This is a genomic window from Streptomyces sp. CA-179760 (assembly GCF_050937045.1).
Classification (GTDB): domain Bacteria; phylum Actinomycetota; class Actinomycetes; order Streptomycetales; family Streptomycetaceae; genus Streptomyces.
In genome coordinates this window covers 8,656,356-8,671,525 of sequence record NZ_JBNJLZ010000001.1, presented here as the reverse complement: position 1 = coordinate 8,671,525, position 15,170 = coordinate 8,656,356, and the positions used below count along the sequence as shown (strand labels likewise).

Annotated in this window: 14 protein-coding genes and 2 pseudogenes; 14 read left to right on the top strand and 2 right to left on the bottom strand. The window is 69.1% G+C overall.

All coding sequences use genetic code 11. From position 1 onward, the window contains the following. Positions 1-265: 265 nt before the first annotated feature. The 8 genes and pseudogenes from ACQEV8_RS39205 to ACQEV8_RS39170 form a co-directional block, all read left to right on the top strand. Positions 266-1,306, top strand: coding sequence for a LacI family DNA-binding transcriptional regulator (locus tag ACQEV8_RS39205; protein WP_432970649.1), 1,041 nt, complete (start codon positions 266-268; stop codon positions 1,304-1,306). Positions 1,307-1,664: 358 nt separating this feature from the next. Continuing rightward, positions 1,665-2,741, top strand: a complete 1,077-nt coding sequence (locus ACQEV8_RS39200) for a sugar ABC transporter substrate-binding protein (RefSeq protein ID WP_432970646.1) — start codon at positions 1,665-1,667, stop codon at positions 2,739-2,741. A gap of 7 nt (positions 2,742-2,748) precedes the next feature. Continuing rightward, positions 2,749-3,708: an ABC transporter permease gene (locus ACQEV8_RS39195; protein ID WP_432970643.1), complete on the top strand. Its 960-nt coding sequence runs from the start codon at positions 2,749-2,751 to the stop codon at positions 3,706-3,708. Between the two features lie 12 nt (positions 3,709-3,720). After that, positions 3,721-4,560, top strand: a complete 840-nt coding sequence (locus ACQEV8_RS39190) for an ATP-binding cassette domain-containing protein (protein WP_432970640.1) — start codon at positions 3,721-3,723, stop codon at positions 4,558-4,560. Next, positions 4,553-5,530, top strand: a complete 978-nt coding sequence (locus ACQEV8_RS39185; RefSeq protein WP_432970637.1) for a ribokinase — start codon at positions 4,553-4,555, stop codon at positions 5,528-5,530. Before ACQEV8_RS39190 ends, ACQEV8_RS39185 begins: the two co-directional genes overlap by 8 nt. A gap of 3 nt (positions 5,531-5,533) precedes the next feature. Beyond that, positions 5,534-5,929, top strand: coding sequence for a D-ribose pyranase (gene rbsD, locus ACQEV8_RS39180; RefSeq protein ID WP_432970634.1), 396 nt, complete (start codon positions 5,534-5,536; stop codon positions 5,927-5,929). A gap of 79 nt (positions 5,930-6,008) precedes the next feature. Then, positions 6,009-6,287: pseudogene (locus ACQEV8_RS39175) on the top strand (transposase); the annotation flags it as partial. A gap of 352 nt (positions 6,288-6,639) precedes the next feature. Next, a pseudogene (locus ACQEV8_RS39170) lies at positions 6,640-6,960 on the top strand (tyrosine-type recombinase/integrase); the annotation flags it as partial. A gap of 194 nt (positions 6,961-7,154) precedes the next feature. Here ACQEV8_RS39170 and ACQEV8_RS39165 read toward each other — a convergent pair. Beyond that, a complete protein-coding gene (locus tag ACQEV8_RS39165) occupies positions 7,155-7,340 on the bottom strand; it encodes a hypothetical protein (protein WP_432970631.1) in 186 nt (61 codons plus the stop codon). A 75-nt stretch (positions 7,341-7,415) separates the two neighbouring features. Further along, the gene (locus tag ACQEV8_RS39160) at positions 7,416-8,177 is read right to left on the bottom strand and encodes a FadR/GntR family transcriptional regulator (RefSeq protein WP_432970628.1); all 762 of its coding nucleotides are present in this window, start codon (positions 8,175-8,177) and stop codon (positions 7,416-7,418) included. 309 nt (positions 8,178-8,486) lie between these two features. On the opposite strand from ACQEV8_RS39160, the gene ACQEV8_RS39155 reads away from it, so the two are divergent. From ACQEV8_RS39155 to ACQEV8_RS39130, 6 genes are read left to right on the top strand one after another with little or no spacing between them, the layout of a single operon-like run. Continuing rightward, on the top strand, positions 8,487-9,854 hold the full coding sequence (locus ACQEV8_RS39155; protein WP_432970625.1) for an ABC transporter substrate-binding protein: 1,368 nt from the start codon (positions 8,487-8,489) through the stop codon (positions 9,852-9,854). Beyond that, positions 9,851-10,774, top strand: coding sequence for a carbohydrate ABC transporter permease (locus ACQEV8_RS39150; protein WP_432970622.1), 924 nt, complete (start codon positions 9,851-9,853; stop codon positions 10,772-10,774). Before ACQEV8_RS39155 ends, ACQEV8_RS39150 begins: the two co-directional genes overlap by 4 nt. Before the next feature lie 55 nt (positions 10,775-10,829). After that, positions 10,830-11,738: a carbohydrate ABC transporter permease gene (locus ACQEV8_RS39145; RefSeq protein ID WP_432970619.1), complete on the top strand. Its 909-nt coding sequence runs from the start codon at positions 10,830-10,832 to the stop codon at positions 11,736-11,738. An 8-nt stretch (positions 11,739-11,746) separates the two neighbouring features. Then, a complete protein-coding gene (locus ACQEV8_RS39140; RefSeq protein ID WP_432970616.1) occupies positions 11,747-13,777 on the top strand; it encodes a hypothetical protein in 2,031 nt (676 codons plus the stop codon). Continuing rightward, positions 13,774-14,121, top strand: coding sequence for an L-rhamnose mutarotase (locus ACQEV8_RS39135; protein ID WP_432970613.1), 348 nt, complete (start codon positions 13,774-13,776; stop codon positions 14,119-14,121). The genes ACQEV8_RS39140 and ACQEV8_RS39135 overlap by 4 nt, the downstream gene beginning before the upstream one ends. A gap of 38 nt (positions 14,122-14,159) precedes the next feature. Continuing rightward, complete coding sequence (locus ACQEV8_RS39130; protein ID WP_432970610.1) at positions 14,160-15,068, top strand: amidohydrolase family protein; 909 nt, start codon at positions 14,160-14,162, stop codon at positions 15,066-15,068. The last annotated feature ends 102 nt before the right edge of the window (positions 15,069-15,170 follow it).

The following is a 15,170-nucleotide window of genomic DNA, read 5'->3' as shown; positions in this document are numbered from 1 at the left end:
ACGGGTCACCCTTGAACTCATCATCGAGGGCCTCGACGAACACATCCCGCCGCGATGATCAGGTGATCACCGAGGTGGCGATCAAGGTCCCGCCCGATTTTCACCTACAAAGCAAGGTTTCGAACTCTTTACCAAATGATTTCGGGCAACCTCTTGCGCATCGGTGGATGAGCAGTCGATATTCATCGAACGCAACCGCATCAACTCGTGTTGACAACACGAGTTGATGCTTCCAGAACGCAGCCCCGAGCCGATGGAGGGTCTGATGGCAACTCGCCGCGACGTGGCGCGTCTGGCGGGCACCTCCGAGGCCCTGGTCAGCTACGTCCTCAACAACGGCCCCCGCAAGGTCGCCCCCGCCACCCGCGAGCGGATCCTCGCGGCGATAGACGAGCTCGGCTACCGCCCCAACGTGGTGGCCCGGTCCCTGAAGACCTCGCGGACCATGACCTTCGGGCTGGTCGTGCCCGACAATTCCAACCCCTTCTTCGCCGAGTTGGCCCGCGTCATCGAGGATGTCGGCTTCGCCTCCGGCTACACGATGCTGCTGGGCAACGCGATGGGTGACGATGCCCGTGAGGCGACGTACATCCGGACCCTGCTCGACCGGCAGGTGGACGGGCTCATCGTGGTCCCGATCCACGGCCCGCACAGTTGGGTCGCGGAGCTGTCCGACCAGACCGTGCCCCGGCTGGTGCTCGACCGCGAGCTGGACCTGCCAGGGGCGACGCAGGTGCTCACCGACAACGAGGGCGGCGCGTACCAGGCCACCGCCCATCTGCTCGGTCACGGCCGGGAGCGGATCGGGTGCATCGCCGGGCTGGAGGGCGTGCACCCGACGGTCGACCGGGTCGCGGGATGGCGCCGGGCCCTCGTCGAGGCCGGGCGGGATCCGGAGAGCGCGTCGCTGACACATGTGCCGTTCGGACGGGCCGACGGGTACCGGGCCGGCTGGCGGATGCTCGCGGAGGCGGGACATCCGGACGCGCTCTTCGTGGCGAGTGACGAGCAGGCCATCGGCGTCCTTCGCGCCGCCGCCGAACTGGGGCAGCGCGTCCCCGACGACGTGGCGGTCTGTGCCTTCGACGGTATCGACGGCAGCGAGTACACGGTGCCCGCGCTCACCACCATGCAGCAGCCCTTCGACGAGCTGGGCCGCTCGGCCGTCGAGTGGCTCCTGGCCAAGATCGCCGACCCCGACCTCCCGGTACGGCGCATCACCCACCCCACCACCCTGATCGCCCGCGGCTCCTGCGGCTGCCCGGACCTCACCGGGGGCGACTCGATGATCGGCGAGGGCTTATAGCGCCGACGGGCGAGCGGTCGGAGCGGGCGAGCGGTTATGGCGCCCGGCTCGCACCAATGCCCGACTCGTACGCCGCGTACACCCGTACGACTCGTACGACTCGTACGACTCGTACGACTCGTACGACACGCCTGACCCGTACGACGGACTACGACCTCACTTGGGCCCCGGGCTCACCTGGCCCCGACCTCGAACTCGGCCCCCGGTCCCGGACTTACCGGCTCCCGGACTCATGAACTCCCGGACTGCGACCCAGCCTCCCCTGGCCTCGGAGTCCTGGCGGCTCCCCGCGCCCCACGCCCCGCGCGGACCTCACCCCACCCCGTTTTGACGCAATGACGCGACGAAAGGCACTCCCATGAACACCAACGTCACCGCCCACTCCGGCGCCACCGCCAACCGCACCGCACGCAGAGTCCGTTCCGCCACCGCTGTCGCCGCCGCCGCGACGATGCTGCTGGTGGTGGCCGGCTGCGGCCGGGGCGGAGACAGCTCCGACAGCGGCAGCAAGGCGGGCGAGGCCAAGATCGCCATCGTCACCCGGAACTTCACCAACCCCTACTGGGCGGCGCTGCGCGACGGTGCGATAGCCGAGGGCAAGAAGCAGGGCGTCAAGGTGGAGGTCCAGGCGGGCGCGTCGGAGACCGACAGCACGGGTGAGAACGCCAAGATCTCCACCCTCGCGGGCCAGGGCTTCAACTGCTTCGGCGTCGTGCCGGTCAACGCCACCAACGTGATCACCCCGCTCGTCCCGGTCGCCCAGAAGAAGATCCCGATCCTCAACCTGGACACCCAGATCGACGCGAACGCCTCGAAGCAGGCCGGGGTGTCGTACGCCTCGTTCATCGGCTCGGACAACCTGTCGGCGGGTGAGCAGGCGGGCGAGGGTCTGCTGAAGCTCATGGGCGGCAAGGGCGAGGTGGCCATCCTCCAGGGCATCGCCGGTGAGCAGAACGGCATCAACCGCCAGAAAGGCTTCACGGAGAAGGTCACGGGCAAGCTGGACATCGTCGCCACCCAGCCCGCCGACTACGACCAGGCCAAGGGGCAGACGGTCACCGAGGCCATCCTCAAGGCCCACCCGAAGATCACCGGAATCTTCGCCGCCAACGACACCATGGGTCTGGGTGCCGCGCAGGCGGTCCGCAACGCCGGTCTGACCGGCAAGGTCTCCATCATCTCGGTGGACGGCATCAGCGCCGCGCTGGAGGCGGTCAAGGCGGGCACCCTCAGCGGCACGATCTCCCAGTACCCGTACGCCGAGGGCCAGTTGGCCGTGCAGGCCTGCATCGACCTGGTCGCCAAGAAGAAGGTGCCCAGCCGGATCGTCGCCCCGATCGCCCTGATCGACTCCACCAACGTGGACAAGGCGATCAGCTCCGCCCCGCAGCCGTTCGTCCCGTTCGAGAACCCGCTCTCCTCGGCCGGGAAGTGATCTGATCATGGCTGACACTCAGGCGCCGGGCCGGCTCGGCCTGGACTTCTCGGTCGAGGCGGCGGCACGCTACGCCGCCCCGATCGGGCTGGGCGTGGTGTTCCTCGTCTTCTTCATCGCCACGCCCGACTTCCTCACGACGTCCAACATCAGCGACCTGCTGGTGTCGGCCTCGATCCTGCTGGTCCTCGCCATGGGCCAGCAGCTGGTGGTCACCGTCGCCGGTATCGACCTCTCGGTGGGTTCCAACCTGCCCTGGTCGGCGGCGGTCCTCGGGTACGCCTACACCAACGGCTGGGGACTGACCGTCTCCATCGGCCTGGCCCTGCTGGCCGGGCTGGCGGTGGGCGTGGTCAACGGTCTGCTGGCGGCCCGGCTGAACATGACCGACTTCATCGTCACCCTCGGCTCGCTCTCCGTGGTCAGCGGTCTCACCCTGCTGCTGACCAGCGGCAACACCGTCCCCGTGAACTCGGACTTCCTGCGCGCGCTGGCGATCAACGGCATCGGCCCGGTGCGCTGGTTCTGGGTGCTGGCCTTCGTGGTGGCCGCACTGGTGGGCTTCCTTCTCTACCGCACCCGTACCGGCACCTATCTGCTGTCGACCGGCGGCAACATCGAGGCCGCGCGGGGTGTGGGCATCCACGTCAACCGGATCCGGCTGATCGCGTACGCGAGTTCCGGGCTGGCCTGCGGGGTCGCGGCCGTGCTGTTCGTGGCCCGCACGGGCGGCGCCGACCCCAGCCTCCAGACCGACCTGCTGCTCAGCTCCATCGCGGCGGTGGTCCTCGGCGGGTCCAGCCTGTTCGGCGGGAAGGCCTCCGTGCTCGGCACGGTGACCGGCGCGTTGCTGCTCCAGAGCCTCATCAACGGGTTCACCCTGCTCGGCATCTCGCAGTACTACCAGCCCATCGCGGTCGGCACCGTCGTACTCGGCGCGGCCTTCATCTCCCGGTTCCAGAAGTAGGAGAAGCCAGCCATGACCGACACTCCGGCCCGTGTGACGGGCACATCCTCCGCCGCCCCGGCCGCCACCCAGAGCGCCGCCTCGGCCGGTCAGGTCGTCTCCCCGCTCGTGGAGATCACCGGGCTGCGCAAGTCCTTCGGTGCGGTCCACGCGCTCCAGGGCGTGGACCTGGAGCTCGCTCCCGGCGAGGTCACCGCGCTCCTCGGCGACAACGGCGCGGGCAAGTCCACGCTGGTGCGCTGTCTGACCGGTGTGCACCCGCAGGACGCGGGCGAGATCCGCTTCCGGGGCGAGCCGGTACGGTTCCACTCCCCCGACGACGCCCGGCAGTTGGGCATCGAGACGGTGTACCAGACCCTCGGCCTCATCGAGGACCTACCGGTCTGGCAGAACCTCTACCTCAACCACGAGCTGACCAGCGGTCTCGGCCCGTTCCGGGTGCTGGACAAGAAGTCCATGATCGCCCAGAGCGGCGACATCCTGTCCCGGCTGGACGTGAACGTGCCGAACGTACGGGCCACCGTGCGGCGGATGTCGGGCGGTCAGCGGCAGTGCATCGCCATCGCCCGTGCGGCCAACTGGGGCCGCACCCTGGTCATCATGGACGAGCCGACGGCGGCGCTGGGCGTCCGGGAGACGGCGGCCGTGGAAAAGCTCATCGCCCGGCTCCGCGAGGCGTCGGTGACCGTGCTGCTGATCAGCCACGACATGGCGCAGGTGCTCCGGGTCGCCGACACCGCGTACGTACTGCGCCGAGGCCGGACCGCCGCGCGGCGGACCGTCTCCGCCACCACGGGTGACGAGCTGGTCGGCCTGATCACCGGGGCCGTGCAAGGGGACGCCCATGCCTGAGGCCGTGCCGGGTGCGTCACCGCAGGTCGTGGTGATCGGCTCGGTGAACATCGACCACGTCGTCGTCGCCGACGCCTTCCCCTCCCCCGGCGAGACCCTCCTCGGCCGTACCGCGTACGTCACCCTCGGCGGCAAGGGCGCCAACCAGGCGGCCGCGGCGGCCTCCGGAGGCGTTCGTACGGCGATGATCGCCCGGGTGGGCGAGGACGCCGAGGCGGGCCGGGCCCGTGCCCGGCTGGTCGCCGGCGGAGTGGACGTCGACGCGGTGACCACGGTGTCCGGTACCGAGACCGGTACCGCGTGGATCACCACGGCGGCCGGGGACAACACCATCGTGGTGGTCGCCGGTGCCAACCACCAGTGGCCGTCCGAGGGCGACCCCACCGAGGGCCTCGGGGCTCAAGCGGCCGTCGTACTGGCCCAGTTGGAGATCCCGCTGGACGTCGTCCGCCGCGCGGCGGACGCCTGCCGGGGGCGGTTCCTCCTCAACGCCGCCCCCGCCGCCGAACTCCCCGACGACCTGATCGCCCGCTGTGACGTGCTCATCGTGAACGAGCACGAACAGGCGGTGGTGTCGGGCCAGTCGGCGACGGATGGGGCGGAGGAGGCGGAGGGTACGCCGGAGACCGCGGCCATACGGAAGGCGCACGACGCGCTGCGCGCCCGGGGTGCCAAAGCCGTGGTCACCACCCTGGGCGAGGCGGGCGCTGTCGTCACCGACGCCGACGGCGTCTCCACCGCGCTCCCGGCCGTCCCCGCGACCGTCGTGGACACCACGGGCGCCGGTGACGCCTTCGCCGGGGTGCTCGCCGCCCGGCTCGCCGCCGGTGACTCACTCCTGGACGCCGCCCGCCTGGGCATCGCCGCGGGCTCCATGGCCGTACGGGTCTCCGGCGCGCCCCAGCAGTACGCCGACCTGGCCACGCTACGCGCCCTCGCCCCCACCACTCCCCCTACCGATAAGGACTGAACCGTGCAGCGCAACGGCATCATCCACCGCGAGCTGGCCGGGCTGATCGCCGGTCTCCGCCACACCGACACCTTCGTGATCAGCGACGCCGGGCTCCCCCTGGCGCCCGACACCCCCGTCGTGGATCTCGGCTACCGGTACGGCCAATCCCCGTTCCTGGACGTCGTCCAGACCGTGCTCAACGAGATCGTCGTCGAGCACAGCTGGGTGACCGACAAGATCCGCGAGGTCAACCCCACCGTCCACACCGGCCTGCGCTCCTTCGGGCTCGACCCCGAACCCATCGACCACGACGAGTTCAAGGCCAGGGTCCGGGACGTCAAGTTCGCCGTACGGACGGGCGAGGACACCTTCTACGCCAACGTGCTCCTCCGCGCGGGGGTCCCCTTCACCCCGTGACCGCCGCCTGCGTGACGGGCAGCCGGACCTGGAGGGAGGAGAACCGTGTGGTCGGGGCGGCGTTCTGGTTGTCGTCGCTGTGCAGTTCGCGACCAAGCCCCGCCTGGCCCGGGAGATGATCGCCGCCGCGTTGGACGCCGGGGTGCAGGCATGGTGGGTGACTGGCGACGAAGCCTACGGGCAGGACCCGCAGCTTCGTGCCGCCCCGGAGGCACGCAGGACCGGCTACGTGATGGCCGTCGCCTGCTCGACGCGGGTACGGATCAACTCACGCCGCGCTCCCGTCCGCGCGGACAGCGTCGCCGAACGCCTGCCCACCAGCGCCTGGCAGCGGCAGAGTGAAGGACAGCCCGCCCGGATTCGCCCCGACCGCTACCGCGGACGCGGGCTTCGTGGAGACCGAGCAATACTGAACGTTGCGCTGCGCCGGTCATAGGGGCACGTCGCGGACAGGGACAGCAGAATCTCCACGCCGTCCGTCCGTGCCCACTGAGTGGCCTTGGCCAGGTCGGCGCCCGCGCGCACAAAACCTGGCGAAGGCTGCCCCCGACGACGCGGCGCAGCCTTTTGGGCCGCCACTCGTCGAACGTCTTACGGTCACGCCGCCGCCGTGCCGCCACCCGGGATTCCCGTGCATGAGTCGGGCGCGGCACGGCCGGAGTTAGCCTGAGGGTGTGGCGAAGATGGGCAGCGCGCAGACCATCCAGTGATACGCCAACCAGCACGACACCATCGACGGCTACCTGCTGCGCCACCCCAGCGACCCGACCCGCACGTTCCCGCACTACCACATCGCCAACCAGTGGCAGCAGATCAAAAGGGCCGGCCAGGTCGACATCCCCGAAGGGATGGTCGTCTACGGCCTGCGCCACTTCTTCGCCTCCAACTGCCTCACCCACAACATCCCCATCACCGACGTCGCCGAGTGGATGGGCCACAAGACCATCGAGATCACCTTCAAGATCTACCGCCACCTCATGCCCGGCTCCCTCAGCAAAGCCGCCAAAACCCTCAACCACCACCTCACCGCACGAGACATGGAGGCCCGTCTCGCGGGCGACACGCGCATTGGAATGCCCCCGTGCCGCATGAAGCACGACATGCGCGCGGACCCGGGCCTGATGGGGAGTCTTGTAGCCGTACGTCATCTTCTTCAGCTGGTGCCTGTGCGAGGCGGTTAGCGATATCGGGCAGGCCGCGGCAAGAGGCAAGGCAAGCAAGCCAATCAGCAGCAGCGGAGCTTACCGGCCGGGGATAGGTACACGAAGCCCAGGGTGGAGTCGCCCCACAGGCCGACCTTCCGGTCGAACTTCTGCTCATAGCCGAGGACGGCGAGCATGTCCGCGTCCTCGGCCGGCGAGACGGGGCTCGCGGGCCCGCCCGAGGGGTTGACGGGGGCGGATGTGGGCACCGCGTCGGTTTGTGACCGCGGCCCGGTGAGACGCACCGCGGTGCTCTACACCCACCGGCATGTCTGGTCTGCAGGTCATCCGAACAGGCGCCGCTGGATCTCCCGCCGGTAGTCCTCCAGCGTCCGGTCGAGGTGTATCGCCGTGGCCTCGGCGGCCTCGTCGGGCCGGCCGTCACGAATGGCGCGGTAGATCGCCTCGTGTTCCTCGACAGCGGACGCGGTGCCCGCACCGAAGGTGTCGTGGAGGCCGATCGCGCTGGACTGGCGCTGCAGTCGGCGGGCGTCACGCACCGCGCTGCCGAGGAAAGTGTTGTGCGAGGCCGCGGCGACGGCCGCGTGGAAGTCGTCGTCGGCCTGGTTGAAGACGTCGACCTCGCCATGCTCGTACCCGTGCCGGCACTGCTGCATGGCGACTTCGATGGTGCGCAGTTCGGCGGGCGTGGCGCGGGTGGCCGCGAGGCTGGCGGCGGCCATCTCCTGCACCCGTCGGAACTCGAACAGCATGAGCACGTGATCCAGGTCCACAGGCCGGAAGAAGCCGCCCCAGCGACTGGTGATCAGCATGCCGTCGTCGTCCGCGACGAACAGTCCGCGCCCCTTGTGCGCCCGGACCCGGCCGAGCGCCGAGAGGATCTTCACGGCTTCCCGGACCACCGCTCGGCTGGTGTCCAACTGCTGCGCCAGGTCGTTCTCGGTGGGCATCCGATCGCCGGGGACCAGGCGTGCCTCGGCGATGAACTCGAGGATCCGCTCCGCCACGATCTCGTATCCGGGCCGGTAGTCGCGCCGCTCGTCCCCGCCGTTCACCACTACTGCCACGGCGGGCGTTTCCTTCATTTGTCCTGCCTCCGGGTGACTGCGACGACGCTGACTGCTCGGTCATGAAGCCGAAGTCATCATACCTCGGTCGGTAATGAGTCGTACTCATCTGGGAGAACCCTGATCGTAAACGTGTATTCGATTCACGGCTTTAGTGGCGTTTCGCCCTCCTTAACGGCCGATTAGAGCTACCTTGACACGCACCTTGAACCTCCAAAAAAGCCGTACACACCCCTTGACTCAATCGTTCGATAGGGCGGCTAATTTCTCTCGCGGAGACAACGACAGAGCCGTCAGCAGCGTCATGCAACCCCAGTGGAGTCGCGCATGTCCGTCTACAGGCCTTCGGCCGACCAGGAGACACAGACCAGCAGGAGACGTGTCGCGTTGCTGGCCGGCTGTGCCACCACCGTGATGCTCACCGTGGTGGCCTGCGGCAGTGGCGGCGGCACTGCCGACACGACCACCAAGGACGGATTCACCCAGGCCGCCCAGAACGACGGGGCGTTGATCGTCTGGGTGGACGCGACCCGCATGGAGGCCGCGAAGCAGTACCAGGCGCTGCACCCGGGCGTGAAGATGGACATCGTCAGCTACGACGGCAACGCCAACGGGTCCAACTACCTCCAGACGAAGGTCCAACTGTTCAACCGCACGGGCAAGGGCTGGCCGGACGTCGTCTTCAGCTCCCAGAACAACGAGGCGAGCTGGGCGGTCGACGCGGGCTTCGCGGCGCCGCTGAACAAGGGCCTGATCCCGGACGCGACCCTCGCCGGGTTCGCCAAGGGGGCCAACGACGTCTGCACGGTGAACGGCACGCTCTACTGCCTGCGCAACGACCTCTCCCAGGGAGTGCTCTGGTACAACGCGCCGCTGCTGAAGAAGTTCGGCTACGCGGTCCCGACGACCTGGGAGGAGTACCAGGCGCTCGGCGAGAAGGTCGCCAAGGAGCACCCCGGCTACCTCGTGGGAGACGCGGGCGACTCCTTCACTCCCGAGATCTACCTGTGGGCGAGCAAGTGCGGCGCCAACCACATCACCGGCCCCAAGTCCGTGTCGGTCAACACCACCAGCGAGGCCTGCACCAAGATGGCCAAGCTGATGGACGTACTGATCAAGAACAAGTCCATGTCGATCAGCGGTGTCTTCAGCACCGACTTCGCCAAGAACAAAGCCGACAAGGTCCTGCTCATGCCCGGCCCGGCCTGGTTCGGCGGCGCGGTCTTCAAGGACACTCTCAAGACCCCGGCCAAGCAGATAGCCGTGGCACCCGTCCCGCAGTGGCGGGGTGACACCTCACCCTCCACCGGCAACGTCGGCGGCGGCACCTGGCTGCTGTCCAAGCACTCCACCCACATCAAGGCCGCCACCGACTTCCTGAAGTGGGTCACCACCGACAACGCCTACCAGGGCGAGAAGGCCCCCGGCTTCCCGGCGTACGCGCCCGCGGCCGAGAACTGGCTGAAGGCACAGGCCGCCTCCGGGTACTTCGTCGGGGACCTCAATACCCTCAAGGACGCCTCCTCGCAGGTGTGGTCCGACTGGGGCTCGGGCCAGTTCAGCCAGGAGGCGATCTGGGCCGCCACCGTCAAGCCCGGCATCACGCAGGGCAGGACGATCGAATCGCTGCTGCCCGCCTGGCAGGACTCGATCGTCAAGTACGCCAAGTCCAACGGATACCAGGTCTCCCAGTGACCCTCACGGACTCCCCGGCCGGCTCTGGCCGACGGCGCCCTCGCGGCCCTCGCGGCCCCTTTCGGCAGAGCCGCGCCGGCATGGCATTCGTCGCCGGCTACGCACTGCTGCTGATCACCTTCGGCGTCCTTCCGACCTGTTACGCCGTCTACTTCGCGTTCACGGACGCCGGAGGCGCGTTCACCGGCTTCACCAACTTCGTCACCACGGCAAGGGACTTCCGCTTCGTCGACTCCCTGGGCCATGTCGCCCTGTATCTGGTCTTCTGGCTCCTCTCGCTCGTGGTGTTCGTGCTGGTCCTGGCGCTCCTCCTGCATCGGCTGGCCTCCGGGCCGCTCAGCCGGGCACTGCGCTTCCTCTACTACATCCCCGGAGCACTCGCCGGCGCCGCGAGCGTCCTGGTGTGGCTGTTCATGCTCGACCCGACGGTCAGCCCGGTCAGCTCACTGCTGGAGACGCTGGGGTTCCACACCTTCGGCGAGGTCATCGCCCCCGGCAACCTGGCGCTGCTGTTCACGATCATCGCGTTCTGGACCGGCGCGGGCGGCTGGATCGTCGTCATGTACGGCGCGCTCAACAACATCCCCAAGGACGTCATGGAGGCCGCCCGCATCGACGGCGCGAACGGCTGGCAGACCGCCTGGCGGGTGCAGATCCCCATGCTCCGCAAATGGATCGTCTACATGGTGATCCTGGCCTTCGCGGGCGGCGCCCAGCTCTTCGTCGAGCCGCAGCTGCTCTCCCTCGCCAGCGTGGGCGTGGCCGGACGCGACTACTCGCTCAACCAGCTGACGTACGACTTCGCCTTCCAGATGAACAACATCAATGGCGCCGCCGCGGTCTCGGTGGAGCTCCTGGTCGTCAGTGTGTCGGTCGCCGGTGTCTTCGTCGCACGGTCGGGGTTCTTCGATGCCGACTGAGACCCGCCCCACCTCGCCGGTCACCGCCCCACGGACGGAACGGGATCCGAACGTCATGAGCCGAACTCGACACGCGGAACCACGGCGACCCGGCCGGCCCGCGCGGCACCTGGGCACCCGGCTCCTGGCCGGGTCCGTGCTCACCGTGTTCGTGGTGTTCTTCGTGCTGCCGGTGCTGTGGCTGCTGCTCGCGGCGACCAAGACCGATCGGCAACTCGTCCACGACAGCCCGCTGTCCTTCGGTTCCTGGGACACGCTGAGCGCCAACTGGCACGCGCTCACCGCATTCCAGGACAACGCCGTGTTGCTGTGGCTGGGCAACTCCGCCGTCTACGCCGCGATCTCGCTGGTCATCACGCTCTGCCTGGCCATACCGGCCGGGTACGCGCTGGCGATGACCGAGTTCCGCGGCCGGCGCACGCTGCTGATCGCGACCCTGGTCGTGATGCTGATGCCGAACGCCACACTGGTCGTGCCGCTGTTCCTGGAGATCAACGCGGTGCGCCTGGTCGGCACGATGTGGTCGATCATCCTGCCGTACTCGTTCTACCCGTTCGGGGTGTACCTGACGTACATCTACTTCACCACCGCGGTACCCAGGGACCTCCTGGCCGCGGCACGGATCGACGGCTGCTCCGAGTTCGGTGTGTTCCGGCATGTCGCCCTGCCCCTGGCCACACCCGTCATCGCGCTGGTCGGGTTCTTCAGCTTCGTCGCCAACTGGACCAACTACTTCCTGCCGTACGTGATGCTCCCGGAGAGCGACCAGATGCCGATCCAGGTGGGCGTCGGCAGTCTGCTCAGCAATGTGCCGTCGTTCAACCCGGCCGTCGGCGAACTCGCGATCCAGCGCCCGCAACTGGCACTGGCGACGCTGGTGGCCATCACACCGGTACTCGTCGTGTTCCTGTTCGCCCAGCGCTTCCTGGTCAGCGGAATGCTCGCCGGCGCCACCAAGGAGTGACAGCTCTCATGCCCTTCGGCCCTCACCCCAACGGCTCCGGGGACGACACCCCGGCCACGGACCGGTCCGCCCCCGCATCCGGTGTCCGGGCCACGGTGCCGCTGCTCGAACCACCCGGCTGGGCCGTGGCCCAGCGCGCCCTGTTCGAGCTGCTCGACCACGCCTGGCGCCGCTTCGAGCGCGACTTCACCGGCCCCGACGGACGGTTGACCTACAACGACCGGCTGACCAGCCGCGACGGTGTGGACGACTTCTACGAGGTGTTCTTCAACTGGCCCCAGCTGTACCTGCTCGGCGGTTCCGGCGACCTGCTGCCCGCCAGCGAGCGGCACTGGGAGGGCGTGACGAGGCAACTGACCGAACTGCACATGCTGCGTGACGAGTTCGAGCGGGGCTACGACTGGTTCCACCAGGGCGAGAGCCTGCTGCTGCTCTACTTCCTGTGCATGGCCGCCCCCGAGCGCTGGGGCGAACGGGCGCTGCGCTTCGCCGAGTTGTACATCGACCCCGCCAAGGGCAACTACGACCCCGAGCACCGCGTCATCACCCGTCCGCACAACGGCAGCGATCCCGAGCGCACCGGCCTGTTCGACGGCGCCACGTACCCCTGGCTGCCCAATGAGGCGGAGACCTACGGTTTCCCTCTCGACTGGCTCCCCGAGGCCGAGGGCGGCCCCTTCCCACTGTCGGCTGACCCGCGGCTGGGAGATCAAATGCGGGACCGGATGGGCGTCGGCGACACCGCGCTCAACCTCGCCGCGGCCGGTCTGGTCCTCAACGCCTGGATCCTGTCAGGCGAGGAGCGCTACCGGGACTGGATCGTCGAGTACGTGGGCGCCTGGCGCGAACGCACCCGGACACAGGGCGGCCTGATCCCGGACAACGTCGGCCCGGACGGGGTCGTCGGCAGCCTCCTGGAAGGACGCTGGTACGGCGGCCACTACGGCTGGTCCTGGCCGCACGGCTGGCACAGCGTCGGTCACGCGGCCTGCGTGGCGGCGCTCGCGGCGGCGACGGTCACCGGGGACGACGACTACCTCTCCATGGTCGCGACCTCGCTCGACACCCTCATCGACCGCGGCAAGGTGATGCCGAACGCGGAGGCGGACTCCAGCCTGCCCTCCAAGTGGGTGGCGGAGCTCGGTCCGGACCGTCACACGCCCACGCTCCACCTGCCGTTCCGGCACAACGACTCGGGCTGGTTCGACTACAACCCGGCCACGCTCCCCGTTCCGGTGGCCCTGTGGCACCACACCTCGTCGGAGGCCGACCGTGCCCGGCTGGAGCGGCTACGCGAAGCCGACGGCATCGACTGGCGCACCGTGCGGCCGTTCCGCGCCAAGGAGGAGTCCGGTCACGAGAAGGCGTGGTTCGCCTTCCTCGCCGGTGACGACCCGGGCTATCCGGAGCGAATCCTCACTGCCGCCCAGGCCCAGGTCCGGCACCGACTACGGCGCATCGACCGCTACGGCGACCTGGACGTGCCCGAGCCCGACATCCACGTGTGGCAGCAGTGCAACCCGGTGGCCACCGAGGCCCTGGTGCAGCTGACCTGGGGCGGCCCGCAGGTGCTGTACAACGGCGGTCTGCAGCAGGCGAGGCTGCGCTACCACGACGCCGACGCCCGCCGGGCGGGGCTTCCGGCGGACGTCGCCGCCCTGGTCACCTCCATCGACCCCGAGGCGACCACCGTCGAGCTGGTCAACCTCTCCCCCGGCACCGACCGCACGGTCATCGTCCAGGCGGGCGCGTTCGCCGAGCACACCATCGCCGGCGTCCGATACACGACCTGCACGGACGACGGCTGGATCGGGGACATGTACGACTACGGCCACACCGACCCGGTGGTCTCCGAGAGCGAAGCCCTCTGCGACGGACCGTTCCTGACGGTCCGACTGCCCGCCTCCACACGTATCCGGCTCACCCTGCGGTTGAGGCTGCGCACCCGCACCCCCAGCTATCGCACGCCGTTCGACACCTCGGCCGGCCGGCCCATCGCAGACCCGAAATCGGCTGTCACGAAAGGGGAATCGGCGTGAAGCGCATCACCCAGACCATCAGGCTCCGCCCAGAACACCGCGAGAGGTACCTCCGGCTCCACTCCGCGGTCCGGCCCGGCATCGAAGCTGCCCTGCACCGGGCGAACATCCGCAACTACAGCAACTTCCTCCACGGTGACGTGCTCTTCGGCTACATGGAGTACCACGGCGATGACTTCGAGGCGGACATGGCGACCATCGGGGCCGACCCCGAGACCCGGCGGTCATGGAAGCTCACCGACCCGTGCCAGGAACCATGGCCCGACCGGGGCGAGGGCCGCTGGTGGAGCGAGCTCCCCGAGATCTGGCACCTGAGCCCGCCCGGCCACGAAGCCACCGTCTGATCCGGCCCGCATCGGCCCGACCCGACTTGGATCTCCTCGTGAACACACCTGTGCTCGTCGACGCCCACCACCACCTGTGGGACCTCTCCCACCGTCCGCAACCCTGGCTCGACGACCCCGGTCTGGGGTCGATCCGCCGCACCTTCACCGCGGAGGACCTGCGCTCCGCCGCCACCCACCCCGTCGTGGGCCGGCGGCTGCACAGCACGGTGGTCGTGCAGTGCGTGGCGGAGGTCGCCGAGACCGAGGACCTGCTCGCGCTCGCCGAGCGGGATCCGCTGCTGCAGGCCGTGGTCGGCTGGGCCGACCTGACTTCTCCGGCGATCGGTGACGTGCTCGACGAACTGATCGCCGGACCGGGCGGCGGGTATCTTCGCTCCCTGCGCCACCTCATCCAGGGCGAGACGGACCCCAACTGGCTGCAACGACCCTATGTGGAACGCGGGTTGGGGGCGGCAAGGGATCGCGGACTGCGCTACGACGTGCTCGTGCGCGACCACCAGCTCGACCAGGCAATCCGGCTCGCGGAGCGCTTCCCCGACCTGCCCCAAGTGCTCGACCACGCGGGCAAGCCGGCCATCGCCCGGCGTGACCTTGCGGACTGGGAACGCCGGATCCGGGTGCTGGCCGGACACCCGCAGGTGGTGTGCAAGGTCTCGGGGCTGATCACCGAGGCCGACCACACCCACTGGACCACCGCCGGCATCCGTCCCGTCTGGGACGTGCTGCTCTCCGCCTTCGGCCCCGGCCGGCTGATGTTCGGCTCGGACTGGCCGGTCGCCAACCTGGCGGGCGGCTGGAACCGGTGGGCCGCCACCGTGGACGAACTGCTCACCGGCTGGAGCCAGGGCGATCTCCACGCGCTCCTCGCCGGCACCGCGACCGCGTTCTACGGCCTTCCTCCCCCCGCCGCCAGGGAGGGCGACACCATCGCACAGACGACCTGACCGGCTCCCGTCGCGCGGCGAGAGCCACCGCCGCCGAGCCACATCTCACGCCACGAACCCGCCACCGCACCAGCGCCGGACACACAGCCACGGATGCCGAGC